Source organism: Ectopseudomonas composti, from assembly GCF_001567565.1.
Taxonomy (GTDB): domain Bacteria; phylum Pseudomonadota; class Gammaproteobacteria; order Pseudomonadales; family Pseudomonadaceae; genus Aquipseudomonas; species Aquipseudomonas composti_A.
In genome coordinates, this window is record NZ_LSSW01000025.1 from 131,548 (window position 1) to 157,075 (window position 25,528).

The 25,528-nt window shown below is 63.5% G+C and carries 26 protein-coding genes; 8 read left to right on the plus strand and 18 right to left on the minus strand.

The genetic code is table 11. The annotated features are described in order from the left end of the window. The first annotated feature begins 47 nt into the window (after window positions 1-47). The 3 genes from trmB to PCLY_RS13755 all read left to right on the plus strand — a co-directional run bounded on the left by trmB (window position 48) and on the right by PCLY_RS13755 (window position 2,918). Window positions 48-764 carry a tRNA (guanosine(46)-N7)-methyltransferase TrmB gene (gene trmB / locus PCLY_RS13745; RefSeq protein ID WP_061240210.1) on the plus strand — a complete coding sequence of 239 codons (717 nt, stop codon included), beginning with the start codon at window positions 48-50 and terminating at the stop codon, window positions 762-764. A 187-nt stretch (window positions 765-951) separates the two neighbouring features. Continuing rightward, window positions 952-2,295, plus strand: coding sequence for a DUF1329 domain-containing protein (locus PCLY_RS13750; RefSeq protein ID WP_061240211.1), 1,344 nt, complete (start codon window positions 952-954; stop codon window positions 2,293-2,295). 74 nt (window positions 2,296-2,369) lie between these two features. Then, window positions 2,370-2,918, plus strand: coding sequence for an AAA family ATPase (locus PCLY_RS13755; RefSeq protein ID WP_061240212.1), 549 nt, complete (start codon window positions 2,370-2,372; stop codon window positions 2,916-2,918). Between the two features lie 21 nt (window positions 2,919-2,939). Here PCLY_RS13755 and PCLY_RS13760 read toward each other — a convergent pair whose 3' ends face one another. The 11 genes from PCLY_RS13760 to PCLY_RS13810 all read right to left on the minus strand — a co-directional run bounded on the left by PCLY_RS13760 (window position 2,940) and on the right by PCLY_RS13810 (window position 12,180). Continuing rightward, window positions 2,940-3,263, minus strand: a complete 324-nt coding sequence (locus tag PCLY_RS13760) for a DUF3392 domain-containing protein (protein WP_061240213.1) — start codon at window positions 3,261-3,263, stop codon at window positions 2,940-2,942. A gap of 148 nt (window positions 3,264-3,411) precedes the next feature. Beyond that, window positions 3,412-4,572 (minus strand): radical SAM family heme chaperone HemW, encoded by a 1,161-nt coding sequence (gene hemW, locus PCLY_RS13765; protein WP_061240214.1) that lies wholly within the window; start codon window positions 4,570-4,572, stop codon window positions 3,412-3,414. Continuing rightward, window positions 4,569-5,165 carry an RdgB/HAM1 family non-canonical purine NTP pyrophosphatase gene (rdgB, locus tag PCLY_RS13770; RefSeq protein WP_061240215.1) on the minus strand — a complete coding sequence of 199 codons (597 nt, stop codon included), beginning with the start codon at window positions 5,163-5,165 and terminating at the stop codon, window positions 4,569-4,571. The genes hemW and rdgB overlap by 4 nt, the downstream gene beginning before the upstream one ends. Next, window positions 5,158-5,574, minus strand: coding sequence for a DUF4426 domain-containing protein (locus PCLY_RS13775; protein WP_061240216.1), 417 nt, complete (start codon window positions 5,572-5,574; stop codon window positions 5,158-5,160). Before PCLY_RS13775 ends, rdgB begins: the two co-directional genes overlap by 8 nt. Before the next feature lie 14 nt (window positions 5,575-5,588). Further along, the gene (gene metW / locus PCLY_RS13780) at window positions 5,589-6,209 is read right to left on the minus strand and encodes a methionine biosynthesis protein MetW (RefSeq protein ID WP_061240217.1); all 621 of its coding nucleotides are present in this window, start codon (window positions 6,207-6,209) and stop codon (window positions 5,589-5,591) included. Between the two features lie 2 nt (window positions 6,210-6,211). Next, window positions 6,212-7,351, minus strand: coding sequence for a homoserine O-succinyltransferase MetX (gene metX, locus PCLY_RS13785; RefSeq protein ID WP_061240218.1), 1,140 nt, complete (start codon window positions 7,349-7,351; stop codon window positions 6,212-6,214). A 108-nt stretch (window positions 7,352-7,459) separates the two neighbouring features. Next, window positions 7,460-9,436 (minus strand): dynamin-like GTPase family protein, encoded by a 1,977-nt coding sequence (locus PCLY_RS13790; RefSeq protein ID WP_061240219.1) that lies wholly within the window; start codon window positions 9,434-9,436, stop codon window positions 7,460-7,462. A 181-nt stretch (window positions 9,437-9,617) separates the two neighbouring features. Then, the gene (locus PCLY_RS13795; RefSeq protein ID WP_061240220.1) at window positions 9,618-9,908 is read right to left on the minus strand and encodes a DUF167 domain-containing protein; all 291 of its coding nucleotides are present in this window, start codon (window positions 9,906-9,908) and stop codon (window positions 9,618-9,620) included. 145 nt (window positions 9,909-10,053) lie between these two features. After that, window positions 10,054-10,647, minus strand: coding sequence for a YggT family protein (locus PCLY_RS13800; protein WP_061240221.1), 594 nt, complete (start codon window positions 10,645-10,647; stop codon window positions 10,054-10,056). A gap of 9 nt (window positions 10,648-10,656) precedes the next feature. Then, window positions 10,657-11,475: a pyrroline-5-carboxylate reductase gene (gene proC, locus PCLY_RS13805; protein WP_061240222.1), complete on the minus strand. Its 819-nt coding sequence runs from the start codon at window positions 11,473-11,475 to the stop codon at window positions 10,657-10,659. A gap of 9 nt (window positions 11,476-11,484) precedes the next feature. Next, window positions 11,485-12,180 carry a YggS family pyridoxal phosphate-dependent enzyme gene (locus tag PCLY_RS13810; RefSeq protein WP_061240223.1) on the minus strand — a complete coding sequence of 232 codons (696 nt, stop codon included), beginning with the start codon at window positions 12,178-12,180 and terminating at the stop codon, window positions 11,485-11,487. Window positions 12,181-12,396: 216 nt separating this feature from the next. On the opposite strand from PCLY_RS13810, the gene pilT reads away from it, so the two are divergent. Next, a complete protein-coding gene (pilT, locus tag PCLY_RS13815; protein ID WP_003463935.1) occupies window positions 12,397-13,431 on the plus strand; it encodes a type IV pilus twitching motility protein PilT in 1,035 nt (344 codons plus the stop codon). A gap of 87 nt (window positions 13,432-13,518) precedes the next feature. Continuing rightward, window positions 13,519-14,664, plus strand: coding sequence for a PilT/PilU family type 4a pilus ATPase (locus PCLY_RS13820; protein ID WP_061240224.1), 1,146 nt, complete (start codon window positions 13,519-13,521; stop codon window positions 14,662-14,664). Here the strand turns inward: PCLY_RS13820 and PCLY_RS13825 are convergent. Together PCLY_RS13825 and PCLY_RS13830 are read right to left on the minus strand one after the other, a co-directional pair. Beyond that, a complete protein-coding gene (locus PCLY_RS13825) occupies window positions 14,630-15,517 on the minus strand; it encodes a TIGR03915 family putative DNA repair protein (protein WP_061240225.1) in 888 nt (295 codons plus the stop codon). The two genes, PCLY_RS13820 and PCLY_RS13825, sit on opposite strands and share 35 nt — an antisense overlap. Then, complete coding sequence (locus tag PCLY_RS13830; RefSeq protein ID WP_061240250.1) at window positions 15,517-16,728, minus strand: putative DNA modification/repair radical SAM protein; 1,212 nt, start codon at window positions 16,726-16,728, stop codon at window positions 15,517-15,519. Before PCLY_RS13830 ends, PCLY_RS13825 begins: the two co-directional genes overlap by 1 nt. Window positions 16,729-16,874: 146 nt before the next feature. Between PCLY_RS13830 and PCLY_RS13835 the strand changes: the two genes are divergently transcribed. Both PCLY_RS13835 and PCLY_RS13840 read left to right on the plus strand, forming a co-directional pair. Further along, entirely contained in the window at window positions 16,875-17,273 is a 399-nt protein-coding gene (locus PCLY_RS13835) for an NINE protein (protein ID WP_061240226.1), read from the plus strand. Window positions 17,274-17,385: 112 nt separating this feature from the next. After that, window positions 17,386-18,033 carry a DUF2076 domain-containing protein gene (locus PCLY_RS13840; protein WP_061240227.1) on the plus strand — a complete coding sequence of 216 codons (648 nt, stop codon included), beginning with the start codon at window positions 17,386-17,388 and terminating at the stop codon, window positions 18,031-18,033. 49 nt (window positions 18,034-18,082) lie between these two features. Here the strand turns inward: PCLY_RS13840 and ntrC are convergent, their stop codons facing one another. The 5 genes from ntrC to glnA all read right to left on the minus strand — a co-directional run bounded on the left by ntrC (window position 18,083) and on the right by glnA (window position 23,642). Continuing rightward, window positions 18,083-19,516, minus strand: coding sequence for a nitrogen regulation protein NR(I) (gene ntrC, locus PCLY_RS13845; RefSeq protein WP_061240228.1), 1,434 nt, complete (start codon window positions 19,514-19,516; stop codon window positions 18,083-18,085). Continuing rightward, window positions 19,513-20,601, minus strand: a complete 1,089-nt coding sequence (glnL, locus tag PCLY_RS13850; RefSeq protein WP_061240229.1) for a nitrogen regulation protein NR(II) — start codon at window positions 20,599-20,601, stop codon at window positions 19,513-19,515. Before glnL ends, ntrC begins: the two co-directional genes overlap by 4 nt. A gap of 189 nt (window positions 20,602-20,790) precedes the next feature. Further along, complete coding sequence (locus tag PCLY_RS13855; protein ID WP_061240230.1) at window positions 20,791-21,405, minus strand: DUF4124 domain-containing protein; 615 nt, start codon at window positions 21,403-21,405, stop codon at window positions 20,791-20,793. A 5-nt stretch (window positions 21,406-21,410) separates the two neighbouring features. Then, complete coding sequence (locus tag PCLY_RS13860; RefSeq protein WP_061240231.1) at window positions 21,411-21,968, minus strand: DUF4124 domain-containing protein; 558 nt, start codon at window positions 21,966-21,968, stop codon at window positions 21,411-21,413. Window positions 21,969-22,235: 267 nt separating this feature from the next. Then, a complete protein-coding gene (gene glnA, locus PCLY_RS13865; protein WP_061240232.1) occupies window positions 22,236-23,642 on the minus strand; it encodes a glutamate--ammonia ligase in 1,407 nt (468 codons plus the stop codon). Between the two features lie 328 nt (window positions 23,643-23,970). On the opposite strand from glnA, the gene thiI reads away from it, so the two are divergent. Continuing rightward, complete coding sequence (gene thiI, locus PCLY_RS13870; protein WP_061240233.1) at window positions 23,971-25,425, plus strand: tRNA uracil 4-sulfurtransferase ThiI; 1,455 nt, start codon at window positions 23,971-23,973, stop codon at window positions 25,423-25,425. Window positions 25,426-25,528 lie beyond the last annotated feature (103 nt).

A 25,528-nucleotide genomic window follows, 5' to 3' on the forward strand; every position in this document is an offset into this window, starting at 1 on the left:
CGGTCCGCCGGCGCGCCAAGTCGTAACGCAATCTACAAGAGCACAGCATGACCGATACCCAGCAGTCCGAACTGACCGAAGACGGTCGCCAGCGTCGTACGATCAAGAGCTTCGTGATGCGTGCCGGGCGCATGACCGAAGGCCAGCAACGCGGCCTGGACAAGGGCTGGCCGTTGTTCGGTCTGGCGCTCGAGGATGGCCTGCGTGACTTCGACCAGGTGTTCGGTCGCAGCGCGCCGCGTACCTTCGAGATCGGCTTCGGCATGGGCCACTCCACCCTGGAAATGGCTGCCGCTGCGCCGGAGCAAGACTTCATCGGTGTCGAAGTACACAAACCCGGTGTCGGGGCGCTGCTCAACGGGGTGATGACGCAGAAACTGGGCAACCTGCGCGTCTACAGCTGCGACGCCTTGGAAGTGCTGCGCGACTGCGTGGCCGACGCCAGCCTCGACCGCGTGCTGCTGTTTTTCCCCGACCCCTGGCACAAGGCGCGTCATCACAAGCGCCGCATCGTCCAGCCGGCGTTTGCCGAACTGGTGCGCAGCAAGCTGAAGATCGGCGGTGTGCTGCACATGGCCACCGACTGGGAGAACTATGCCGAGCATATGCTCGAGGTGATGAACGCCGCGCCGGGCTATCGCAACCTGGCCGCCGATGGCACCTATGTGCCGCGCCCCGAGGAGCGTCCGGTAACCAAGTTCGAACGTCGCGGCGAGCGCCTTGGCCACGGTGTATGGGACCTCAAGTTCCAACGCCAGGAATGATTGCCGGGCGATCCGCGTTCGCCAGGATCGCCCGGGCTTAGAACCAGCTGGATGCACGATCAGATCGGGATAACCCGACAGCCGGCCAGGACGGCCCCCTCACCGCAAGACACAACAACGATAAGCATGCCTGCCAGGCGTGCGGATATTGGCGACGCCGCTGCCATGGCGCCGCAAGGAGAGCATTGTGTTGAGATCGGTTTCCCTTCTTCTGCTGACTGCCCTGGCCTTTCAGGCTCAGGCCAAGGTCGACGCCAGTCAGGCTGCACGCCTGGGGCAGGACCTTACCCCGCTGGGCGGTGAGCGAGCCGCCAATGCCGCGGGCACCATCCCCGCCTGGACAGGCGGCCTGGCCACGCCGCCGGCGGGTTACCAGCCGGGGATGCACCACCCGGATCCCTACGCCGACGACAAACTGCTGTACCGGGTCGATAGCCAGAACCTGGCACAGTACGAACAACAGCTGCCGGTCGGCCTCCAGATGCTCCTGCAGCAGAACCCGAGCTTCTACCTGCGCGTATTCCCGACTCGTCGCAGTGCGGCCGCGCCGCAACGCATCTACGATGCCACGCGCTTCAACGCGCTCAATGCCGAGCTGATCTCTGGCGGCAATGGCGTCCAGGGCGCAGCCGCTGGTGTGCCGTTCCCGCTGCCGCAGAACGGCCAGGAGGCCATCTGGAACCACATCATGCGTTACCGTGGCGACCAGATCAGCATGGCCACCAACCAGGCGGCAGTGCTCGCCAACGGCAGTTACAACCTGCTCAAGCTCGAGCGCGACATCTACTTCCTCTACGGCCGCGAAGGCATCGCCCCGCAGGATCTGGAAAACACCCTGTTCTACTACAAGTACAAGGTGGTGGCGCCGGCCAAACTGGCCGGTTCGGCCCTGGTGGTGCAGGAGACGCTCGACCAGGTTCTGGCGATTCGCAAGGCCTGGCGCTTCAACCGTGGCGAGCGGCGCGTGCGGCGCCTGCCGATGCTCGCCTACGACACCCTGCAGCCCGACACCAACGGCATGGCCACCGCCGACCAGGTCGACTCGTACAACGGCGCTCCGGATCGTTACGAGTGGCAGTTGCTGGGCAAACGCGAACTGCTGGTGCCTTACAACAGCTACGCGGTGCACCAGCAGGGCATTGCCTATGCCGATATCCTGCGGGCCAAGCACGTCAATCCGGAGCTGCTGCGTTACGAGCTGCACCGCGTCTGGGTGGTGGAGGCCGATCTGCGCAAAGGCTTCAGCCATCCCTACGGCAAGCGTCGTTTCTACCTCGACGAGGACAGTTGGCAGATCCTTGCGGTCGACCTGTATGACCGCGCCGGTAATCTGATCGGCCTGCAGGAAGCCCACCCGATCAGTTACTACGATGTGCCGATGTTCGGCTCGACCCTGGAGACGATCTACGACTTCAAGGGCGGTCGTTACTTCGCCGACGGCCTGGACAACAACGAGAAGATGTACGACTTCAACGCCAGACTGACCCCGCGCGACTTCACCCCGCAGGCGCTGCGCCGCGAAGGCAACTGACAGGGCTGTGGTCGTTCATGAAGCCGCCCTCGGGCGGCTTCTGTATTTTCTGAGCATCTGATCAGGGAGGACGCATGAGTATCAGACTGCACATATTCGGTGCATCCGGTTCGGGCACCACCACCCTGGCCCGCACGCTGGCCGAGCGCTGTGGCTGGCTGCATCTGGATACCGACGATTTCTACTGGTTGCCCAGCGAGCCACCGTACCTGCACAAGCGCCCGCCGCAGCAGCGCGTGGCCCTGATCCGCGAGCAACTGGAGCAGGCACCCAACTGGATATTGAGCGGCTCGCTGTGCAGCTGGGGCGAGGCGCTGATTCCTGCGTTCAGCCATGCGCTGTTCCTGCGTCTGGACGATGCAGAGCGCATGCGTCGTCTGCATCAGCGTGAAGCGGCGCGCTACGGCGAGCGTATCGAGCCGGGCGGCGACATGCACGCCCAGAGCCAGGCCTTCCTCGATTGGGCATCAGGCTACGAGCAGGGGGATCTGCGCACGCGCAGCCTGCTCATGCACGAAACATGGATCGAGCAGCAGCTTGATTGTCCCCTGCTACGGCTGGATTCGACGCACGACAGCCCGGCTCGACTGGCCGAGCAGGTCATGGCCTGGCTGCGAGATTGAGATGCCCAGGGGCTGCATCCGCTAATTGCGGTCGGCCAGTATGCCAATGACCACGAAGATCAGGATCAGCACCGGCGCCAGGGTGAAGTTGTTGAAGTAGGCCAGGCCCTTGGCCAGCCAGGGCGTGAGGAAGACGATGGCCAGGCCATAACCGACCGCGCAGAACACCACGAAGAGCAGGGTGCGCAGTACGAAGTTGAGGTTGCCGATGGTGCGTTGAACCCAGGCGTTGATGGCTGGGCCGAACAGCACCAGCAGGGTGGCCATGATGGCCAGGGAGATGTCGCTGAGGTGGCTGCGGCTCCAGCGCGAAAGGGTGACGATCAGGTCCAGTAGCAGATCCATTCAGGCTCCTTGGCAGGGGTAACGGTCAGCGCAGCGGCATCAGGGCTGCGCGAGCGAGGCGCCTAAGCCTAACGGATTCTCGTTGCGCTGTGGGTGATCTAGGCGCCGTCCTAAAGGTGCCTGTGCTCGGCGACTTTTCTTCCAGACGCTAAACCAGGAACTGCTGCAGCAGGTCGTTGAGAAACAGCTGGCCCTTCGCGGTGGCGACCAGTCGCGTGTCGTCGGCCTGCAGCAGACCCTGGCGTTCGGCTTCGCGGCGTGCCTGCTCGAGTTGCTGCAGCGGCAGGCCGGTGCGCTGGCTGAACAGCTCGGCCGGTGCGCCATCGCTCAGGCGCAGCACGTTCATCAGGAACTCGAAGGGCAACTCCTCGGCATCGAGCACACGTTCGCCGGCCTGGTAGGCCTTGGCCGGGTCGAGGTAGTCCTTCGGCAAACGGGTCTTCCAGGTGCGCAGGATGCGCCCGTCCGGTGTGCTGAGTTTGGCGTGGGCGCCGGCGCCGATGCCGAGAAAATCACCGAAGGTCCAGTAATTGAGGTTGTGCCGCGCCTGTTTACCGGGCTGGGCGTAGGCCGACACCTCGTACTGCGCGTAGCCTTCGGCGGCGAGCAGCGCCTGGCCGGCTTCCTGGATGTCCCACAGCAGGTCGTCCTCGGGAAGTACCGGCGGTTGGCTCCAGAACACCGTGTTCGGCTCCATGGTCAGCTGGTACCAGGACAGGTGCGTCGGGCCCTGGCTGATGGCGGTGCGCAGGTCGAACAGCGCGTCCTCGATGCTCTGCTCGGGCAGGCCGTGCATCAGGTCGAGGTTGAAATTGTCGAAGCCGGCGGCGCGCGCCATGTCGGCGGCGCGGATGGCCTCGTCGCCGTTATGGATGCGCCCCAGTGCCTTGAGCTTGTCCTGCTGGAAGCTCTGCACGCCGATGGACAGGCGGTTGATGCCGAGGCTGCGGTAGCCCTTGAACTTGGCCTGCTCGAAGGTGCCGGGGTTGGCTTCCAGGGTGATCTCGATGTCCGGCGCGAACGCTACGCGGCGCTCGACACCTTCCAGCAGGCGGCCCAGGGCGCGGTCGGAGAACAGGCTGGGGGTGCCACCGCCGAAGAAGATCGAGGTCAGCGGCCGCCCATGCACGTGCTGCTGGTCGAGGTCGAGGTCGGCCAGCAACGCGTCGACGTACTCATCCTCCGGCAGCGTTGGTCCCGCGGCGTGGGAGTTGAAGTCGCAATAAGGGCATTTGCGCACGCACCACGGGATGTGGATATACAGCGCAAGGGGCGGGAGCAGGAAGCGCCCGCCAGCGGTGTCGCTCATGCCAGCCCCAGACGCTGCTTGAGCAGGGCCATGGCGCGGGCGCGGTGGCTGAGGCGGTTCTTCTGCGCGGCCGGCATCTCGGCGCTGGAGCACTCGCTCTCCGGCAGCCAGAACAGCGGGTCGTAGCCGAAGCCATGCTCGCCACGGGCCTGGTGCAGGATGCGGCCATGCCAGAGGCCTTCGCAGAGGATCGGCAGCGGGTCGTCGGCATGTCGCACCAGGGCCAGGGCGCAGACGAACTGGGCGCCGCGCTGGGCGTCCGGCACGTCTTTCAGGGCATCGAGCAGCTTGGCGTTGTTCGCCGCATCGCCTGCACCGTCTGCGTAGCGCGCCGAGTAGATGCCTGGCGCGCCACCGAGGAAATCCACCGCCAGGCCGGAGTCGTCGGCCAGCGCCGGCAGGCCGGAGATGCGCGCGGCGTTGCGCGCCTTGAGGATGGCGTTCTCGACGAACGACAGGCCGGTTTCTTCCGGCTCGACCTGGCTGAACTCACCGATCGAGCGCACGCGCACGGCGTCGCCGAGCATGGCCTGCAGTTCTATGAGTTTGCCGGCGTTGTGACTGGCCAGCACCAGCTCCTTGAACTCAGTCATCCGGGAACATTTCCTGATTGAAGGTGATGCGGTGCGCGTCGTCACCCTGGCGTACGTTGAGGGTGAAGCTCAGTACTTCGCGGGTCTTGAAGGGGAACTGCGCCAGGTAATAGATGGCCTCGCCCTCGGTGACCTGGCGGAAGGTCAGTGCGGTGCTCTTGCCGAGCAGATCCTTCACTTCGCCACCGACCACTGCGGTGCTGGGCTTGCCGGCCTTGAGCACGGCGATGTTGATCACGCCCTGGGTCTTGCTGCGGGTCAGGCCGGCGGCTGCGGCGATGTCCGGCTGGATGAAGCTGGAGTTGAAGACGCTGTAGTGCACGTCGAGATCGCCGAAGCTTTGCTTGCGCTCGGCGGCGGCCGGCAGGGCCAGGCACAGGGCGATCAGGAAGGGGATGATGCGGCGCATGATGTTCTCCTCGTTCAGACCGCGACGCGGTGGGCGGCAGGGGCCGCACCGCTGATGCGGTAGATGCCGATCTCGCCCAGCAGGTTGGGCCAGATGCGGCTTGCCAGGCCGTGGCGATGGTCACGGTCCACTGCCAGGCGTTCTTCCACGCGGGCACCCTGGGCATGGCAGAGGCGCTCGAAGTCCTCGAAGGTGCAGAAGTGGATGTTCGGTGTGTTGTACCAGGTATAGGGCAGGAAGTCCGATACCGGCATGCGACCTTTTGTCGTCAGGTACCAGCGGCAGCGCCAGTGGCCGAAATTGGGGAAGGTGATGATGCAGGTCTTGCCGACGCGCAGCATCTCGGCCAGCACCTTGTCCGGGTAATGCAGCGCCTGCAGCGACTGTGTCATGACCACCACGTCGAAGCTGTTGCTGGCGAAGTTGCCCAGGCCCAGGTCGAGGTTCTGTTCGATGACGTTGACGCCGCGCTCGATGCACAGCGCGATCTTGTCCGGGTCGATCTCCAGGCCGTAGCCGGAGACCTGTTTGTTGTCGCGCAGGCCGGCCAGCAGTTCGCCGTCGCCGCAGCCCAGGTCGAGTACGCGACTGCCGGGGGCGATCCATTCCTGGATGATTTCCAGATCCGCTCGCATGCTCACACCTCGATCCGTTTCATGTAGCTGTCGAATGCCTGCAGATAGCGCGGGATCGGCATGAGGAAGGCGTCGTGGCCCTGCGGTGCATCGATCTCCAGGTAGCAGACGTTCTTTTTCGCGGCCAGCAGGGCGTCGACGATTTCCCGTGAGCGGGCCGGGGAGAAGCGCCAGTCGGTGGTGAAGGACATCACGCAGAAGTCGGCCTTGGCCGCGGCCAGGGTCTTGGCCAGATCACCGTCATGGGTGGCGGCCGGGTCGAAGTAGTCCAGTGCCTTGGTCATCAGCAGGTAGGTGTTGGCATCGAAGCGGCCGGAGAATTCCTCGCCCTGGTAGCGCAGGTAGCTTTCCACCTGGAACTCGACGCTGTGGAAGTCGTAGTTGAGCTTTTCGCTCTTCAGTCCGCGGCCGAATTTCTCGCCCATGGCGTCATCGGACAGGTAGGTGATGTGGCCGACCATACGCGCCAGCATCAGGCCGCGTTTGGGGATCACGCCCTGTTCCTGGAAGTGTCCGCCGTGGAATTCCGGGTCGGTGAGAATCGCCTGGCGCGCCACCTCGTTGAAGGCGATGTTCTGCGCCGACAGTTTGGGCGCCGAGGCGATGGCCAGGCAATGGCGTACGCGCTCGGGGTAACTGATGGTCCACTGCATGGCCTGCATGCCGCCGAGGCTGCCGCCGATCACCGCCGCCCACTGGGCAATGCCGAGCACATCGGCCAGGCGCGCCTGGCTGTGCACCCAGTCTTCCACGGTCATCACCGGGAAATCGGCGCCGTAAGGTTTGCCGGTGGCCGGGTTGATGCTGCTCGGGCCGGTGGAGCCGTTGCAGCCACCGAGGTTGTTGAGGCTGACGACGAAGAACTTGTTGGTGTCGATCGGTTTGCCGGGGCCGATGCAGCTGTCCCACCAGCCGGGTTTGCGATCATCCGGGCTGTGGTAGCCGGCGGCGTGATGATGGCCGGACAGGGCGTGGCAGATCAGCACCGCATTGCTGCGCGCGGCGTTCAGTTCGCCATAGGTTTCGACGACCAGTTCGTACTCGGCCAGGCTACGCCCGCAGGCCAACGCCAGGGGATCGCTGAAGCGCAATACCTGGGGGCTGACCAGGCCGACGGAATCTTCGGGAAATGCAGTGGGCATGGAGGCGCTGCTAAGGAATCGGAGGAGGGCGCCAGTCTAAAGAGCACCGCCCCGAGCGGCAAGCGAGCAAGCCCGCGAGCCCGCGAGCGCTCGCTGTTTGGCGGCGCGCTACAGGCTGCGAGGGCGCGCTGCCAGCGGCAGGCTGACCACCTTGCCCTGGCGCTGCACCGGTGCCGGACGCCGCAGCACGCGCAGCATGTCGCTGGCCTGGGCCAGTTGTTGCTCAAGTTCTTCGTGGTAGCGCGCCAGTTGCAGGCTGCGCTTGCGTGTCTGCTGGGTTTCCTGGGCCAGGGCCTTGAGGCGCAGCATGTGGGTTTCCAGCATCTGCTTGTGTTCCAGGGTGTGTTGCATCAACGGCATCAATGCATCGGCCGCCCATTGCTCGGCGTCCAGGCGCAGGCGCTGGTGCAGGCCGATGACTTCCTGGGCCAGGGTGGCAAAGAAGCGTCGCGTCAGGCTGCGCTGCTCGGTGAGCAAGGTCTTGAGGTGCAGGCGGAACTGATCGCCCTTGGTCTGCAGGTTGTTCAGCTCACGCAGGTAGCGCTGGATCTTGAACTGCGGCGCGTCGACGCCTCCCAGCGGGTTGTCTTCGTTGTGTCGGCGATAGATGGCGGCGACCATCTTGTTGGCCATCTCAGCTTCGTGCTGCAGGTTGTGCAGGTCCTGCTCCACAGCCTGGAAGAAGTGCAGGATGGCCTGGTTGATGCCCAGGGTCGTCCAGCTGCCGGTGAGGTTGCGCCGGACTTCGCTCAGGTGCTGTTCCAGGCGCTCGGGGCGGGCCGCGTGGCGTAGCAACTGGCCCTGGCGCAGCAGCAGGCGCTGATTGGTCTTCAGGCCGAGCAGGCGCTTGTGGTGGCGGCTGTGGTCTTCCTTGGTCTTGGCGGTCAGTTCGAACAACAACTGGCCGTTGTCCTGCTGATGGTTGCCGAGCAGGGCCAGCTGTTCGCTGACCTTCTCCAGGCGCAGGTTGAGCACGTGCTGGCTGTTGTTCAGCAACGCCAGAACCTGCCGCACTACATGGTCTTCGATCAGGCGTTCCTTCTGCGCGACGATGCGTTCGCACAGCAGGTTCTCCAGATTGGCCATCAGGCTGCGTGCCAGCAGTGCCTCATCCTTGCGCACCTTGGCCAGCAGCGCCTGCTTGGCCGACAGCGGCAGGACGTCCTGCTTGGCGATGCCCAGCTGCTTGGCGGTGGCGCTCTGGATCTGGCTGATGGCGTTGTGCACGAAGGTCTCGCCGGCCAGGTCGTCCCAGAGCACGTCGATCTTGTTCAGCACGGCGAACAGGCTGGTCTGCGCATCCTCGTCGAGCTGGCGGATATGCTGCTGCCAGATGTGCATGTCGCTGGCCGTGACGCCGGTGTCGGCAGACAGCAGGAAGATGATCGCCTGGGCGTTGGGCAGCATCGACAGGGTCAGCTCGGGCTCGCTGCCCAGGGCGTTGAGGCCGGGAGTATCGAGAATGCGCAGGCCTTGACGCAGCAACGGGTGGTCGAAGTTGACCATGGCGTGGCGCCAGGCCGGCACCAGCACCTGGCCGCGCTTGCCGGTGCCTTCGAGCATGTCCGGGTGGAAGCCGAGCTGGATCGCCTGCTCTACTGGCATCGGCTTGGTCTTGGCCACCTGGCTGAAAGCCAGTGCCATGTTGGCCGGGTCGCTGGTATCCAGCGGGATGTTCACCCAGTGGCGGGGGATACGCTTGAACTGCGCGACGCTGGCCGAGGCGGTGCGGGTCTCGATGGGCAGCAGGCGAATGTAGGGGCGTTCCGAGCGCGGGTCGAAGAACAGCTCGGTCGGGCACATGGTGGTGCGACCGGCATGCGAGGGCAGCATGCGCTGGCCATATTCGGAGAAGAACAGGCTGTTGATCAGCTCGGTCTTGCCGCGCGAGAACTCGCCGACGAAGGCCAGGGTGATGTGATCGGTGCGCAGGATCTTCAGGGCGCGTTCGAGCTTGGCCTGCACCGCCTCGGAGTTGAGGCGATTGTGTTCCAGCCAGCTGCGATAGCGCGTGATCTCGCGCATCAGTTCGCGTTTCCATGCGACGTAGGCGTCAACCTGCTGGCTGAGACGTTCCATGCTCATCCTGGCTCTCCTGTCGGCAAGATCATCCACTTGCGGGGGCTGCGTGACGGTTCAATTGAGTTTGCCGCCAGGAAGCACGGCATTGACGACAATAGCCTGCATTATGCGAGCTACGAGGCCGCCGTCAATTGGCTGCGTTTGCAGTCCCGCCTTATGGTCGGCTATGGCGGCTGAATGGTCGTCAGGCGCGCTGCAGACCCGGGATCGGCGGCAGGATCTGCGGGGCGCGGATGCGCAGGCGCTTGTGCCGGTTTAGCGTGCCACTTTCCAGGCTGACCTGGCTCTTGGCGACGCCGAACGCCTTGGCCAGGAAGGCCTGCAACTGGGCGTTGGCCTTGCCGTCGACCGGCGGGGCGGTGAGGCGGATCTTCAGCCGCTCAGCCTGCAGCCCGGCGAACTCGTCCTTGCTCGCCTTGGGTTGCAGGTGGCAGTCGAGGATCAGGTCCTCGCCATCCCAGCGGTAGAAGCTCATCCTGAGTACCTGCTCAAAGTCTGCTGCGCGTCGGCTTTGCTGCGTTAAAAACAGGCTCGGACTGCTCATTTATCACTTGTAAACTCCGCTTCCTCACCTGTTTTTGCCTTGCATAGCGCTAGCTCGCGAGCCTTTGAACAGGCTCTTAGAGGAAGGGGCTGAGCATCGGGGGCAGGCCGGTGTAGGCCGCCAGGCCGCCGATGATGAAGCGATCCGCCAGGTTGATGGCGATGAAGGCGAAGATCGGCGAGATGTCCAGACCACCCAGGTTCGGCAGCAGCTTGCGAAACGGTGCCAGCAGCGGCTCGCAGATCTGGTTCACCAGCTGGGCGCCAGGGTTGTAGCTGCCCGGAGCGACCCAGGAGAGGATCACGCTGATGATCAGGGCGAAGAAGAACACCTTGAGGAACAGCGAGGTCACGCCGATCAGCGACCACACCAGCAACTGCAGGATGAAGCCGCCGACGTTGTAGCCCATCAGGGTCAGGGTGACGATCATCAGCAGCAACTGCACGAGGATGGCCAGGATCAGTGAGGCTATATCCAGCCCGGCAAAGCTCGGAATGATCCGGCGCAGTGGCGTCAGCAGCGGTTGCGTGGCCTTGACGATGAACTGGCTCAGCGGGTTGTAGAAGTCGGCCCGCACCAGTTGCAGGATGAAGCGCAGCAGCACGATCAGCAGATACAGGCTGCCGAGGGTCTGGATGATATAGATGAGGGCTTCGATGAGTCCGGACATGCTGTCTCCTTATTGACCCAGTTGTTCGGCGAGTTCGGTCGAGCGATTGGCCGCAGCGTTGAGTGCCTTTTGTACCAGCGCCTCGAAGCCGCCGGCCTGGAAGGTTTTGATCGCCGCTTCGGTGGTTCCGTTCGGCGAGGTAACACGGCGACGCAGTTCTGCGGCGTCGACATCGCTTTCACTGGCCATGCGCGCGGCGCCCAGCGCGGTCTGAATGCTCAGGCGTGCAGCGGTTTCGCGTGGCAGACCGAGTTGTTCGCCGGCTGTGGTCATGGCTTCGATCAGCAGGAAGAAATAGGCGGGGCCACTGCCGGAAACGGCGGTGACGGCGTCGAGCTGGGATTCCTCGTCCAGCCACAGGGCCAGGCCGACGGCGCTCAGCACGTGCTCGGCCTGGGCCTTCTGCTCAGCGCTGACGCGCGGGTTGGCGAACAGCCCGGACACGCCCTGGCGCAGTAGCGCCGGCGTATTGGGCATGCAGCGCACCAGCGGGCACTCGCCCAGCCAGTTTTCCAGGCTGGCGCAGCTGATGCCGGCAGCGATGGAGATGATCACCTGATTGGCGGCCAGATGCGCGGCCAGGTCCAGGCATACCGCTTTCATGACCTGCGGCTTGACTGCCAGCACGATCAGGTCGGCACCTTTGATGGCTTCGGCATTGTCGGCGAAGGTGGTGATGCCGTGCTCCTGCTGCAGGCGTGCACGCTGTTCCTCGCCGGGCTCGCTGGCGCGAATGGCGCTGGCCGGCACACCCTGGGCGCGCAGACCGCCAATCAGGCTGGCAGCCATGTTGCCGGCGCCGACGAAGGCAATGATCGGATGGTTCATAGGGCTTCCTTATTGGTGGGCGGGCTGGCCGTAGTCACGGGCGCCGAACAGGGCAGTACCGATGCGTACCCAGGTGGCGCCTTCTGCGATGGCGGCCTCCAGGTCATGGCTCATGCCCATGGACAGGGTGTCGAGGTCGAGCGCCAGGTCATCACGTAGCTGACGCAGACGGGCGAATGCAGCGTGTTGTGCGACGACGTCGTCGGTGGGCTCGGGAATCGCCATCAGCCCGCGCAGACGCAGGTTCGGCAGGGCCGCGACGGCGCCCGCCAGTTGCGCCAGTTCGGCGGGGCTGCAGCCGGACTTGCTGTCCTCGGCGCTGACGTTGACCTGCAGGCAGATGTTCAGCGGCGGCAGCTGCGCTGGTCGTTGATCGGACAGGCGTTGCGCGATTTTCAGGCGATCCACCGAATGTACCCAGTCGAAGTGCTCGGCGATGGGCCGGGTCTTGTTCGATTGAATGGGGCCGATGAAGTGCCAGATCAAGGGCAGATCGCTCAATTCGACCTGTTTTTCCAGGGCTTCCTGCAGGTAGTTCTCGCCGAAGTCGCGAATACCGGCGGCATGGGCGTCGCGGATGGCGGCTGCCGGTTTGGTCTTGCTCACCGCCAGCAGGCCGATATCGGAAAAATTCCGCTGCGAGGCTTGCGCCGCCTCACGGATGCGCGCTCCGACCTTTGCAATATTCTCTGCTATCGTGGACATTACTTGCGCTCTATAAAGCCCGGCCTTTATAGGGGGCGTCTACAAATTGCTGCGCCTGGCCATGCTGCGTTGACGTCAGCCTCAAGATGCACGTGTACCGCTCGTACATAGCGCTTGTTCGACTGATTTCGCCTTGCTGACCTGCGCTCGCCGCTTTGTAAACAGCCTCCAGGGGATCGCGGCATTCTACCTGCTTGCTTGTAATTGGGGAGTCCCATGGATATCACTGAGCTGCTCGCCTTCAGCGCCAAGCAAGGCGCGTCGGATTTGCACCTCTCGGCTGGCTTGCCGCCGATGATCCGCGTTGACGGCGATGTACGCCGCATCAACCTGCCGCCGCTGGATCACAAGCAGGTGCACGCGCTGATCTACGACATCATGAACGACAAGCAGCGCAAGGATTTCGAAGAGTTCCTCGAGACCGACTTCTCCTTCGAAGTGCCGGGTGTGGCGCGCTTCCGGGTCAACGCTTTCAATCAGAACCGTGGCGCCGGTGCGGTGTTCCGTACCATTCCGTCCAAGGTGCTGACCATGGAAGACCTGGGTATGGGTGAGGTGTTCCGCAAGATCACCGACGTGCCGCGCGGCCTGGTGCTGGTCACCGGCCCTACGGGCTCCGGTAAGTCGACCACCCTGGCGGCGATGCTCGACTACCTCAACAGCAACAAGTATCACCACATCCTCACCATCGAAGACCCCATCGAGTTCGTTCACGAGTCGAAGAAGTGCCTGGTCAACCAGCGTGAGGTGCACCGCGACACCCACGGCTTCTCCGAGGCACTGCGCTCGGCGCTGCGTGAAGACCCGGACATCATCCTGGTGGGCGAGATGCGTGACCTGGAAACCATCCGCCTGGCGCTGACCGCTGCGGAAACCGGCCACCTGGTATTCGGCACCCTGCACACCACCTCTGCCGCCAAGACCATCGACCGCGTGGTCGACGTGTTCCCGGCCGAGGAGAAATCGATGGTGCGTTCGATGCTCTCCGAATCGCTGCAGGCAGTGATCTCGCAGACCCTGCTGAAGAAGATCGGCGGCGGTCGTGTGGCGGCGCATGAAATCATGATCGGTACACCGGCGATCCGTAACCTGATCCGCGAGGACAAGGTGGCGCAGATGTACTCCGCGATCCAGACCGGCGGCGCGCTGGGCATGCAGACCCTCGATGCCTGCCTGAAGACGCTGGTATCCAAGGGGTTGGTCAGTCGCGACAGTGCGCGTGAAAAGGCCAAGAGCCCCGAGAACTTCTAAAAGCCGCAGCGACTGCGCCGCACGCCGGCAGTCGCCGGGCCCGTTCAGGGCCTGTAACGGGCGTGCAGCTGATTGGCGAGACCGACGATGGAATTCGAAAAACTATTGCGCCTGATGGTCGAAAAAGGCGGCTCCGATCTGTTCATCACCGCTGGCGTACCGCCGTCGATGAAGGTCAATGGCAAGATCATGCCGGTGACCAAGAACGCCATGTCGCCGGAAATGACCCGCGAGACCGTGCTGGGCGTGATGAACGAGGCTCAGCGCCGCGATTTTGCCGAAAACCACGAGTGCAACTTCGCCATCAGCGCGCGCGGCATCGGCCGTTTCCGGGTCAGCGCCTTCTACCAGCGCAACCTGGTGGGCATGGTGCTGCGCCGGATCGAGACCACCATCCCGACCATCGATGAACTCAAGCTGCCGGAAATCCTCAAGAAGCTGGCGCTGACCAAGCGCGGCCTGGTGCTGTTCGTCGGCGCCACCGGCACGGGTAAGTCCACTTCGCTGGCCGCGATGATCGGCTACCGCAACAAGAACAGCAGCGGCCACATCATCTCCATCGAAGACCCGATCGAGTACATCCACCAGCACCAGAGCTGCATCGTCACCCAGCGTGAAGTGGGCATCGACACCGAATCGTTCGAGGTGGCGCTGAAGAACACCCTGCGTCAGGCGCCAGACGTGATTCTCATCGGTGAGGTACGGACTCGCGAGACCATGGATCATGCCGTGGCCTTCGCCGAGACCGGCCACCTGTGCTTGGCCACCCTGCACGCCAACAACGCCAACCAGGCACTGGACCGCATCATCAACTTCTTCCCGGCGGATCGGCAGAACCAGGTGTGGATGGACCTGTCGCTCAACCTCAAGGCCATCGTCGCCCAGCAACTGGTACCGACTCCGGATGGCAAGGGCCGCCGCGCGGTGATCGAGGTGTTGATCAACACCCCGCTGGCTGCCGACCTGATCCGTAAGGGCGAAGTCCATGAACTCAAGAGCCTGATGAAGCGCTCTACCGAGCAGGGCATGCAGACCTTCGACCAGGCGTTGTACAACCTCTACACCCAGGGCGAGATCACTTACGAAGATGCGCTGCTCTACGCCGATTCGGCCAACGACCTGCGCCTGATGATCAAGCTCGGCTCGGAAACCGACGGCGATCACCTGACCAGCATGTCCCAGGGCCTGGCACTGGAAGTCAGCGAGGAAGATCCGGGGCGTCGCTTCCGCTGAGGTTGTCAGACGGGGGACGCGATGCGTCCCCTTCTTGTATCCGGGTGATGCGTTTGCCCTTCCTGCCGGCCAGCACCAATGCCTGGCCATCGCGTTGCGCGCCGGCGCGCGCCTCGCTCATCAGTTGCGGAATCAGCGGCCCTTCCGGCAGATGCTTCCAGAATCTCAGTGGCAGATGCTGCTGCATCGCCGTGCGATTGAGTCGCGCCGGGTTGAAGGTGCTGCCGTAGTAGGCACGCCACAGCGCCTGGCCGTCATCCTCGGGTTGTTGTGCCCAGGCTTGCCATTGCACTGGGCAGCGCCGCTCATGCTGCAGGCGTTGGCCATCCCAGTAAACGCCGTCGCGCGAGGTCGCGATCAGCCAGCTGTGTTTGCCCAGGCGCTCGGCGAAGTGACCGCTGGCGGCGGCGAGGATGTCGTGTGCCGGTTCGAACCAGGCGACGAAGTCCGGTGCGCCTGTTGCCGTGCAGGGTTGGAAACGCACGAAGGCATGCAGATGATGCGCCTCGCGCCGCACGGCCTTGAGCCGCCGCTGCAGTTCGCTGCCGTCCGGATCGCCGGCCAGGATGGCGCTGCGCTCACCCTGCACGAAGCGCCAGAGCACGCGATAGAGCAGGCTCCAGCGTTCATCGCCACGGTACTGTGCGGCGCTCTCGAGCAAGTCGAGCAGTTCGGGGGAGACACGCAGACGACCATTGGGCTGCGGTGCGCGTTCGGCCGCTTGATCGAACAGCCCAGGCGCTGCCTCTTCGTCCAGCCACTGCAACTGGTGTGGCGCCAGGCCCTGCAGTAGGGCTCGGCGCGCGGCCTGGCGCCAGGTAGCGAAGGTGCCGTCGAAGCGCAGGCTGTGCATCACCACAACGCCATCTGCGCCGGGGTGTCGCGCAGTTGCTGGCGCAAGACCACGGACTCGTGCTCTGCCCGCGGCGGCCGGTAATCCTGGGTGACGATGAAGGGCTTGGCCTTTTCCAGTACGCAGCGCAGGCGGGTCAGGTCCTCGTAGCGGATACGTCGTTCACGCCGCAGCGCACCCAGGCGCCTGGCGCTGAGCACGCCGATGCCGGGTACGCGGGCGATCAGCGACTCGTCGGCGCGGTCCAGGTCGACCGGAAATTGTTCGCGGTTGGCCAGGGCCCAGGCCAGTTTGGGGTCGATGTCCAGGGCCAGGTTGCCGGGGCCGGCGAGCAGCTCCGTGGCGCTGAAGCCATAGCCGCGCATGAGAAAGTCGGCCTGGTACAGGCGGTGTTCGCGCAGCAGCGGTGGCGCTTCGAAGGGCACCGTCTTCGGGCTCTGCGGAATCGGGCTGAACGCCGAGTAATAGACGCGGCGCAGGCGGTAGTCGTGATAGAGGCTCTGGGCGTTGTGCAGGATGGTGCTGTCGTCGGTGGCATCGGCGCCGACGATCATCTGCGTGCTCTGCCCGGCCGGGGCGAAGCGCGGCGCGCGGTGCTCCTCCCTGGCCTCGCGCTCGCCAAGATGAATGGTGTGCATGGCCTGGTGGATGCTGCCGACGTTCTTTTCCGGCGCCAGGCGTAGCAGGCTGGTCTCGGTGGGTAGCTCGATATTGACGCTGAGACGGTCGGCGTACAGACCTGCCTCGGCGATCAGCTCCGGCGCGGCATCGGGAATGGTCTTGAGGTGGATGTAGCCGCGGAACTGATGCTGTTCACGCAGCAGCTTGGCGACACGGATCAGCTGCTCCATGGTGTAGTCGGCCGAGCGGATGATGCCGGAGCTGAGGAACAGGCCGCTGATGCAGTTGCGCTTGTAGAAGTCCAGGGTCAGCGTCACCACTTCCTCGGGGGTGAAGCGCGCGCGGGGCACGTCGCTGGAGCGGCGGTTGATGCAGTACTGGCAGTCGTACAGGCAGAAGTTGGTCAACAGGACCTTGAGCAGCGCCACGCAGCGGCCGTCGGGCGTATAGCTGTGACAGATACCCATGCCGTTGGTCGAGCCGATTCCGTCCTTGCCCTTGGAGCTGCGCTTTGGCGCGCCGCTGCTGGCGCAGGAGGCGTCGTACTTGGCCGCGTCGGCGAGGATGGTGAGTTTCTCGATCAGTTGCATGGCGGGCGACATCTGTACTGGTTTTTTATACAGTATATGGGCGTCGTGCAGCTATCAAGCCATTCCTGTGTTGCGCCACCTCGCTGCTCGTGAAACCTTATCCCGGCACGCAGCGTCTGAGCTGTATCTCGCACAAGGAGTTAGCCATGCAACGACAGGATACGCACAGCAAGCTGATCGGCTACCTGCTGTGGATCTTCGGTTTCCTCGGGTCGCACCGTTTCTACTACGGCAAGCCGGTAACCGGGACCATCTGGTTCTTCACCCTGGGGCTGTTCTTCATCGGCTGGATCATCGACCTGTTCCTGATCCCGGCAATGGATCGCGAGGCCGACCTGCGCTTCACTGCGGGTGAAACCGATTACAACGTGGCGTGGATTCTGCTGACCTTCCTTGGCGTGTTCGGCGTGCACCGCATGTACCAGGGCAAGTGGATCACCGGGATCATCTATCTGTTCACTGGCGGTCTGTTCCTGGTCGGCGTGCTCTACGACTTCTGGACCCTCAATACGCAAATTTCCATCAGCAACGCTCGGCGCGGCTGAGCTGCAGGGAACTGTGCCCTGGCGCCTCGCTCAAACGCAGCAGAGCGAGGCGCCCGTCTCGCGAGGAATTTTCCCTACAGGGACGTGCCACCTTGCAGTAGAAGAGGCACCCATGAATTCCGAAGAGCGAACCCTGATCGATGGCCTGTTCTCGCGCCTGCACGATACCGAGCGGCACAGCTGCGCGCGTGATGCCGAGGCCGATGCGCATATCGCCGAACATGTCTCCCGCCAGCCCGCCGCGCCCTACTACATGGCGCAGACCATCCTGATCCAGGAAGAGGCGCTCAAGCGTCAGGATCAGCGGGTCAAGGAGCTGGAGGCGCAACTGGCCGAGAGGCAGCAGCAACGGCCGAGCAGCGGCGGCTTTCTGTCCGGGCTGTTCGGCACAGGCGCACGTGAGGCGCAGCCGCAGTCGAGCGCGCGACCGGCAGGCTGGGGTGAAACGCGTTTTTCCCAGGGGGCTGCCGCCAGCGATCCGCGCCAGCAGCCGGCTACGCTGCCGGGGCAGGGCGGTGGTTTCATGCGTGGGGCAGTGCAGACCGCTGCAGGTGTCGCGGGCGGCATGATGATGGCCGAGATGCTCGGCGGGCTGTTTCATCACGGCAACCCGACGGAAATCGTCGAGGTGGTCGAAGCGCCGCCGATGCAGGAACCCAGCAGTTTCGATGCTGGCTCATCCAGCGACAACTTCGGCGATGACAGCTACTTCGATGGCAGCGACTTCTTCGACGCGGGTGACGACAGCTTTTTCAGTTAAGCACTGTGGCCGAGCGCAGCGCCTATGCTGCGCTCAGCCACCTGACGACTCAGTCGTCGCTGTCGTCGTCATCCCCGCCGTCGACCTTCATGCCCAGTTCCTTGATCTTGCGCGTCAGGGTGTTGCGACCCCAGCCCAGCAGCAGCGCGGCGTCGCGGCGACGGCCTGCGGTGTGCTTGAGCGCGGTCTCGATCATGATGCGTTCGAAGGCGGGCACGGCGGTGTCGAGCAGGTTGGACTGGCCACGGGCCAGGGCCTGGTCGGCCCACAGGCGCAGGGCCTGTTCCCAGTTGGTCACCGGCGCGGCGTCCTGCGGCTGGGTCAACAGCTCTGGCGGCAGATCGTCGACGTGCACCTCGCGGCCCGAGGCCATGACGGTGATCCAGCGGCAGGTGTTTTCCAGCTGGCGCACGTTGCCCGGCCACGGCAGGTGCTTGAGGTAATCCTCGGTCTCGCTCTTGAGCAGCTTCGGTTCAACCGACAGTTCCTGCGCGGCGCGGGCGAGGAAGTGGTTGGCCAGGGTCGGGATGTCCTCGCGGCGGTCGGCCAGGCGCGGGATGTGGATACGGATGACATTGAGGCGGTGGAACAGGTCTTCGCGGAACTTGCCGGCCTGCACCAGGGTTTCCAGGTTCTGGTGGGTGGCGGCGATGATGCGCACGTCGACCTTGACCGGGGTGTGGCCACCGACACGGTAGAACTCGCCATCGGCCAGCACGCGCAGCAGGCGCGTCTGGGTGTCGGCCGGCATGTCGCCGATCTCGTCGAGGAACAGAGTGCCGCCGTCGGCCTGCTCGAAGCGCCCGCGACGCTGGTTGGCCGCGCCGGTGAAGGCGCCTTTCTCATGGCCGAACAGCTCCGACTCCATCAGGTCCTTGGGGATCGCAGCCATGTTCAGGGCGATGAACGGCGCGGCGGCGCGTGGGCTGTGGCGGTGCAGGGCGTGGGCGACCAGCTCCTTGCCCGTGCCCGACTCGCCATTGATCAGCACGGTGATATTGGAATGAGAGAGTCGGCCGATAGCGCGGAACACCTCCTGCATCGCCGGCGCTTCGCCGATGATTTCCGGGGTGCGTGCCTGCGCTGCCGGTGCGGCCAGGCTCTGTTGTTCCTGTGCGTGCTGGAAGGCGCGCTTGACCAGCGATACCGCTTCGTCGACGTCGAAGGGTTTGGGCAGGTACTCGAAGGCGCCGCCCTGGTAGCTGGCCACTGCGCTGTCCAGGTCGGAGTGCGCGGTCATGATGATCACCGGCAGGCGCGGGTACAGCTCGCGGATGCGCGCCAGCAGGTCGAGGCCACTGGCGCCGGGCATGCGGATGTCGGAGATGATCACGTCCGGCTGTTGGCGGGTCAGGCGGGCGAGTACACCGTCTGCACTGTCGAAACTCTGGGTGGTCATGCCTTCCTGTTGCAGGGCCTTTTCCAGTACCCAGCGGATGGAACGATCGTCGTCGACAATCCAGACGGTTTCACTGCGGCTCATGGCGTGGGCGCTCCTTGTTCCAGCGGCAGGAAGATCGAGAATACGGTGTGGCCGGGATGGCTCTCGCATTCGATCAGGCCTTGATGCTGGCTGATAATGTTCTGGGTGATGGCCAGGCCCAGGCCGGTGCCGTCGGCACGGCCGCTGACCATGGGATAGAAGATCGTTTCCTGCAGCTCCGGCGGAATGCCGGGACCGTTGTCGATGATCTCCATCTTGACCACCAGGCGGTGGCGCGTGTGGCCAATGGTGAACTGGCGCAGGGTGCGCGTGCGCAGGCTGATGCGCCCGAGGCCCATGTCGTGCTTCTGCCCGGCGATGGCCTGCATGGCGTTGCGCACGATATTGAGCACGGCCTGGATCATCTGTTCGCGGTCGATCAGCAGATCCGGAATGCTCGGGTCGTAGTCGCGCACCAGAATGACGCTGCCTTGCGCCTCGGCTTCGATCAGGTTGGCCACCCGTTCGAGCACTTCGTGCACGTTGGTCATCGCCAGCGACGGCAGCTTGTTGGAGCCGAGCATGCGGTCGACCAGGTTACGCAGGCGGTCGGCCTCTTCGATGATGACGTTGGTGTAATCCTTGAGCTCTTCGTTGGGCAGCTCGCGTGAGAGCAGCTGCGCTGCGCCGCGAATGCCGCCGAGCGGATTCTTGATCTCGTGGGCCAGGCCGCGCACCAGCAGTTTGGTGGTCTCCTGCTTGGACAGCTGCGCCTCTTCCTTGGTGATACGCAGCAGGCGGTCGCGCGGGTGCACCTCAAGCAGCAGCAGGGTTTCGCCCTTGCTGAACAGCGGGGTGACGGCGTAGTCCACGGTCAGCGTCTGCCCGGTGACCGAGGTCAGTACCGCCTCGCGTTTGTTGAACGGGTGCGCCTGCTCCACCGCCTGGCGCAGTGACGACAGCGCCTCGGGTGATTCGGTGAACAGCTCGCTGATGAACTGGCCGTGGCTGCGCTGGCCGCTCACGGCCAGCAGCATTTCTGCCGCCGGGTTCATGTATTCCAGGCACAACTGGCTGTTGAGCAGCAGCGTGGCTGTGGTCAGGTTATCGAGTAGCAGGCGATGCAGCGCGTCGTTAATGGTCATAGGCAGTGCTTTCCGGCAATGGGCGGGAAAATGCAAGAAGCAAACCAAGGCCCCGAAAAGACGCATTATTTGTGCGGTCTGCCAGGTTTTGGTGGTGCAGCGGCGCGGCTGGGTCGATAAAAACGACCCAAAACAGGGAGAGATTAGGAGGTGGTGCGTCAGATTGCACCGTTAAGGTGCGATCTGTTTTCAGAAGAAAGGCAGGATGCTGACGTCGTCCTTGGGCTTGTCCTTGAGCGGACATTCGGGGCGCACGCCGTACTCATCCTTCTTGCATGGATTGACCTTGCGCTTTTGCGCCAGCGTCATGCGGTGCATGTGAAAGGGCTGCGCCGGCGTACGTTCGACGATGAGGCCGGCAGAGTCGATGATTTCTGCCACCAGTTGGTGCGTGCCTCTGTCGACGTGCCGCAGGGAGAACACCGGGCTGCGGCTGGCTTCGCCCTGAGGTTCGCCATCGAGCAGCAGTCGGTAGTTGTGGTCGGGCAGCAGGCCGGGTTCGCTGGTGAGGGTCACGATCATGTCACCGGAGCCGTGATGGATCGATGCGTCCGGCTCCGGCACGAGAATACGCAGTAGCTGATAGTGCACGGCCTGCTTGGTGACGGCGGGTGGGGTCGCGCGCACCGTGGCGGTGGGCTGACTCAGTTCGACACTGTTGGATGGCGCCAGCATCACCGGCTCGGCATTGCTGCTACGCGGTTTGTCGGTAAAGACGCGGTTACCTTCGGCGTCGATGTAGGTATAGACCTGAGCCGAAGCCGCTTGGGTGATGAGCAGTAGGCAGAACAGCAGTGCACGCATCGTGATCAGTTCACAGGTCTCGGGCGCGGTGGTGGCGCCGGCTGGCGGGCAGGGCTGTTGAGGCTGATGCGCTGCACGGTAAAGGTTTCGGTGTTGCTCTGCTGGATGACGCGATCACCAGCCATGACCGCCACCGCCAGGCTGTGTTCGCCGCGGTCGAGGTTGTTCAGTTGCAGGCTGGGGACGTTGCTGGCCTGGCCATAGGGCTTGCCGTCGAGAATCAGGCGCAGCTGGTGGCCGGGTTGCAGGCGTGGCTGAATGTTCACGCCGACAATGAAGCTGCCGTTGTTGGCGCGCATGGCCTCGTCATCCGGGATGCCGGTCAGGCTCAGTACGGAGTAGGGGGCTTCGCTCTGCGCCGGGGTGTTGTCGTCGACCGCCGGCATGCTGGGCGTCTGCATCTCCACGGTGTTGGTCGGGGGCAGGTCGACGCTCTCGGCTGCGGTGCCTTCGGGCGGCTGGTTGGTGAAGACTGTGTTGCCATTGGCGTCGGTGTACTTGTAGATCTGCGCGCTGGCCGGCAAGGCCAGGGCGAGCAGCAGGCAGGCGAGTAATGGGCGCATGGGCCGATCCTTCCTCGGATGATGCGCTAAGCCTTGCACTGCTATCGGTTCCTGGCAAGCGCAGTGCGCCATGGCTGTGATGTTTGGCTACAAATCAGCTCGGCTTACAGGGCGATTGCGTAGGGTGCGCTGTGCGCATCATCGCTGTGTGATTGACGGCGCAGGCGCTGTGCATGGTGCAGTGCGCTGCTGAGGGCATGAAAAAAGCCCCGCCAGGCAGGGCCGGGCGGGGCTTTCGAACGCGCCGTCAGGCGGCGCGATGCTGGCTTAGACGCTGTAGTACAGGTCGTATTCCAGCGGGTGTACGAAGGTACGTACCTTGATTTCTTCTTCGGCCTTCAGCTCGATGTAGGCATCGATGAAGTCGTCGGAGAACACGCCGCCCTTGGTCAGGAACGCGCGGCCCTTGTCCAGCTCTTCCAGGGCTTCTTTCAGGCTGCCGCACACTTGCGGGATCAGCTTGCCTTCTTCCGGCGGCAGGTCGTACAGGTTCTTGTCGGCTGCATCGCCCGGGTGGATCTTGTTCTGGATACCGTCGATACCGGCCATCAGCAGAGCAGCGAAGGCCAGGTAGGGGTTGGCAGCCGGATCCGGGAAGCGAGCTTCGATACGGCGAGCTTTCGGGCTGGCAACGTACGGGATACGGATCGAGGCGGAGCGGTTGCGAGCCGAGTAGGCCAGCATGACCGGCGCTTCGAAGCCCGGGACCAGACGCTTGTAGGAGTTGGTCGACGGGTTGGTGAAGCCGTTCAGGGCCTTACCGTGCTTGATGATGCCGCCGATGAAGTACAGAGCGGTCTCGGACAGGCCGGCATAGCCTTCACCTGCGAAGGTGTTCTTGCCGTCTTTGGAGATCGACATGTGCACGTGCATGCCCGAACCGTTGTCGCCGTACAGCGGCTTCGGCATGAAGGTAGCGGTCTTGCCGTAGGCATCGGCTACGTTGTGCACGCAGTACTTCAGGGTCTGAACTTCGTCAGCCTTGTTCACCAGAGTGTTGAACTTGACGCCGATTTCGTTCTGGCCAGCAGTGGCCACTTCGTGGTGGTGCACTTCGACGACTAGGCCCATTTCTTCCATGGCGTTGCACATGGCAGTACGGATTTCGTGGTCGTGGTCGCACGGCGGAACCGGGAAGTAACCGCCTTTGACGGCCGGGCGGTGGCCCTTGTTGCCGCCTTCGACGTCGCCGTCGGTCATCCAGGAGCCTTGCTCGGAGTAGATCTTGAACATCGAGCCGGAGATGTCGGACTTGAACTTCACTTCGTCGAAGATGAAGAACTCGGGCTCCGGGCCGACGAATACGGTGTCACCGATGCCGGTGCCTTTGAGGAACTCTTCAGCGCGCTTGGCGATGGAGCGCGGGTCGCGGTCGTAGCCTTGCATGGTGCTCGGCTCGATGATGTCGCAGACCAGGATCAGAGTCGGCTCTTCGGTGAACGGATCCAGTACGGCGGTTTCGTCGACCGGCATCAGGATCATGTCGGAGGCTTCGATGCCTTTCCAGCCATGGATGGACGAGCCATCGAACATCTTGCCGTGCTCGAAGAAGTCTTCGTCCAGGGCGTCACGGGCCGGCATGGTCACGTGGTGCTGCTTGCCCTTGGTGTCGGTGAAGCGCAGGTCTACCCACTTCACGTCGTGTTCTTTGATCAGTTGAACAGCCTTAGACATGTTGTCCTCCAGGTGGAAAAGGCTTTTTTCGATAAGCCTTGAAGATACGGTGAAGCCCGGCGGGATAGTCCTTCAGGGCGACCTGCCTCACAAGGGAGCAAATTGCATGCCAGTGCCCCTTATTGGGCAGAGGCCGCGAAACTCAGGCACCGCGCCGCCTGCGCGGCTATTTGGCGTGAATATTTGCACCATTTAAGGGCTGTAAATTATGGCTAAGACCTATTTTGGTGCATTGATTGGGTGGTGCAGTATTTTTGGTCAAAGCTTGAACAATTTCCGCTATAATCCGCGCCCCTGTTTTTTCGTCCCCCAAGCGGGCGCTCTATTCATGAAGCTCATCGTCAAAGTTTTCCCGGAAATCACCATCAAGAGCCGCCCAGTGCGCAAGCAGTTCATTCGCCAATTGGGGAAGAACATCCGCTCCGTGCTGCGTGATCTTGACCCCGAACTGCGGGTGACCGGTGTCTGGGACAACCTCGAGGTCGAGACCGACCTGGATGATCCGCGCCTGCTGAACGAGATGACCGAGCGCCTGCGCAACACGCCGGGCATCGGTCTGTTCCTTGAGGTCAATGAATACCCGCTGGGTGATCTGGACGACATCACCGAGCACTGCAAGCGTCACTACGCCGAGCAGCTGCCGGGCAAGATCTTCGCAGTGCGCTGCAAGCGCGGCGGTAAGCACGCGTTCTCCTCCATCGATGTCGAGCGTCACGTTGGCTCGCGCCTGCGCCTGGAGTGCGGTGCTGCCGGCATCGACCTGAAGAAACCGGAAGTCGAAGTGCGCATGGAGATTCGCGATCAGCGCCTCTTTGTGGTGCACAACCGTCACGAAGGCCTCGGCGGTTACCCGCTGGGTTCGCTGGAGCAGACCCTGGTGCTGATGAGCGGCGGCTTCGACTCCACCGTGGCGGCCTATCAGATGATGCGTCGCGGTCTGGTCAGCCACTTCTGCTTCTTCAATCTCGGTGGCCGCGCCCATGAACTGGGCGTGATGGAAGTGGCGCACTATATCTGGCAGAAGTACGGCCGCTCGCAGCGTGTGCTGTTCATCAGCGTGCCGTTCGAGGAAGTGGTCGGCGAGATTCTCGGCAAGGTCGATAACAGCCAGATGGGCGTGATCCTCAAACGCATGATGCTGCGCGCAGCCACCCGCGTCGCCGAGAAGCTGCAGATCGAGGCGCTGGTCACCGGCGAGGCGATCAGCCAGGTCTCCAGCCAGACCCTGACCAATCTGGCGGTGATCGATTCGGCCACCGACATGCTGGTGATGCGCCCGCTGATCGCCAGCCACAAGCAGGACATCATCGACACCGCCACGCAGATCGGCACCGCCGAATTCGCCAAGAACATGCCCGAGTACTGCGGTGTGATCTCGGTCAACCCGACCACCAGGGCCCGTGGTTATCGCGTGGAGAAAGAAGAGGCCCAGTTCGACATGGCCATCCTCGAGCGTGCCCTCGAGCGCGCTACCCAGCTGCCCATCGATCGCGTGATCGACGAGCTGGGCAAGGACGTGCAGGTCGAGGAGGTGCGCGAGGCACTGGCCGGGCAGATCGTCATCGATATCCGTCACCCCGATGCAGCAGAAGACGAGCCGCTGGACGTGCCCGGCATCGAGGTGCAGGCGTTGCCCTTCTATGCGCTGAACAACAAATTCAAGGAACTGGATGAGAACCGCCAGTACCTGCTGTATTGCGACAAGGGCGTGATGAGTCGCCTGCATGCCCATCACCTGCTGAGCGAGGGGCATGCCAATGTGCGCGTTTATCGTCCGGCATAGAACACCGGGGCTCAATGGCGGCAGTATCCGCCATCGCCCTCCCGACCCGGGGCGCCTCTAAAAACTACCTGCGTTGTCATTGCTGCGTTAAAAACAAGCTCAA

What these genes read in the sequence shown, in the direction of transcription:
- trmB (WP_061240210.1), top strand. Translation starts at nt 48, where the DNA reads ATGACCGATACCCAGCAGTCCGAACTGACCGAAGACGGTCGCCAGCGT.
- PCLY_RS13755 (WP_061240212.1), top strand. Translation starts at nt 2,370, where the DNA reads ATGAGTATCAGACTGCACATATTCGGTGCATCCGGTTCGGGCACCACC.
- PCLY_RS13760 (WP_061240213.1), bottom strand. Translation starts at nt 3,263, where the DNA reads ATGGATCTGCTACTGGACCTGATCGTCACCCTTTCGCGCTGGAGCCGC.
- hemW (WP_061240214.1), bottom strand. Translation starts at nt 4,572, where the DNA reads ATGAGCGACACCGCTGGCGGGCGCTTCCTGCTCCCGCCCCTTGCGCTG.
- rdgB (WP_061240215.1), bottom strand. Translation starts at nt 5,165, where the DNA reads ATGACTGAGTTCAAGGAGCTGGTGCTGGCCAGTCACAACGCCGGCAAA.
- PCLY_RS13775 (WP_061240216.1), bottom strand. Translation starts at nt 5,574, where the DNA reads ATGCGCCGCATCATCCCCTTCCTGATCGCCCTGTGCCTGGCCCTGCCG.
- metW (WP_061240217.1), bottom strand. Translation starts at nt 6,209, where the DNA reads ATGCGAGCGGATCTGGAAATCATCCAGGAATGGATCGCCCCCGGCAGT.
- metX (WP_061240218.1), bottom strand. Translation starts at nt 7,351, where the DNA reads ATGCCCACTGCATTTCCCGAAGATTCCGTCGGCCTGGTCAGCCCCCAG.
- PCLY_RS13790 (WP_061240219.1), bottom strand. Translation starts at nt 9,436, where the DNA reads ATGAGCATGGAACGTCTCAGCCAGCAGGTTGACGCCTACGTCGCATGG.
- PCLY_RS13795 (WP_061240220.1), bottom strand. Translation starts at nt 9,908, where the DNA reads ATGAGCTTCTACCGCTGGGATGGCGAGGACCTGATCCTCGACTGCCAC.
- PCLY_RS13800 (WP_061240221.1), bottom strand. Translation starts at nt 10,647, where the DNA reads ATGTCCGGACTCATCGAAGCCCTCATCTATATCATCCAGACCCTCGGC.
- proC (WP_061240222.1), bottom strand. Translation starts at nt 11,475, where the DNA reads ATGAACCATCCGATCATTGCCTTCGTCGGCGCCGGCAACATGGCTGCC.
- PCLY_RS13810 (WP_061240223.1), bottom strand. Translation starts at nt 12,180, where the DNA reads ATGTCCACGATAGCAGAGAATATTGCAAAGGTCGGAGCGCGCATCCGT.
- pilT (WP_003463935.1), top strand. Translation starts at nt 12,397, where the DNA reads ATGGATATCACTGAGCTGCTCGCCTTCAGCGCCAAGCAAGGCGCGTCG.
- PCLY_RS13820 (WP_061240224.1), top strand. Translation starts at nt 13,519, where the DNA reads ATGGAATTCGAAAAACTATTGCGCCTGATGGTCGAAAAAGGCGGCTCC.
- PCLY_RS13825 (WP_061240225.1), bottom strand. Translation starts at nt 15,517, where the DNA reads ATGCACAGCCTGCGCTTCGACGGCACCTTCGCTACCTGGCGCCAGGCC.
- PCLY_RS13830 (WP_061240250.1), bottom strand. Translation starts at nt 16,728, where the DNA reads ATGCAACTGATCGAGAAACTCACCATCCTCGCCGACGCGGCCAAGTAC.
- PCLY_RS13835 (WP_061240226.1), top strand. Translation starts at nt 16,875, where the DNA reads ATGCAACGACAGGATACGCACAGCAAGCTGATCGGCTACCTGCTGTGG.
- PCLY_RS13840 (WP_061240227.1), top strand. Translation starts at nt 17,386, where the DNA reads ATGAATTCCGAAGAGCGAACCCTGATCGATGGCCTGTTCTCGCGCCTG.
- ntrC (WP_061240228.1), bottom strand. Translation starts at nt 19,516, where the DNA reads ATGAGCCGCAGTGAAACCGTCTGGATTGTCGACGACGATCGTTCCATC.
- glnL (WP_061240229.1), bottom strand. Translation starts at nt 20,601, where the DNA reads ATGACCATTAACGACGCGCTGCATCGCCTGCTACTCGATAACCTGACC.
- PCLY_RS13855 (WP_061240230.1), bottom strand. Translation starts at nt 21,405, where the DNA reads ATGCGTGCACTGCTGTTCTGCCTACTGCTCATCACCCAAGCGGCTTCG.
- PCLY_RS13860 (WP_061240231.1), bottom strand. Translation starts at nt 21,968, where the DNA reads ATGCGCCCATTACTCGCCTGCCTGCTGCTCGCCCTGGCCTTGCCGGCC.
- glnA (WP_061240232.1), bottom strand. Translation starts at nt 23,642, where the DNA reads ATGTCTAAGGCTGTTCAACTGATCAAAGAACACGACGTGAAGTGGGTA.
- thiI (WP_061240233.1), top strand. Translation starts at nt 23,971, where the DNA reads ATGAAGCTCATCGTCAAAGTTTTCCCGGAAATCACCATCAAGAGCCGC.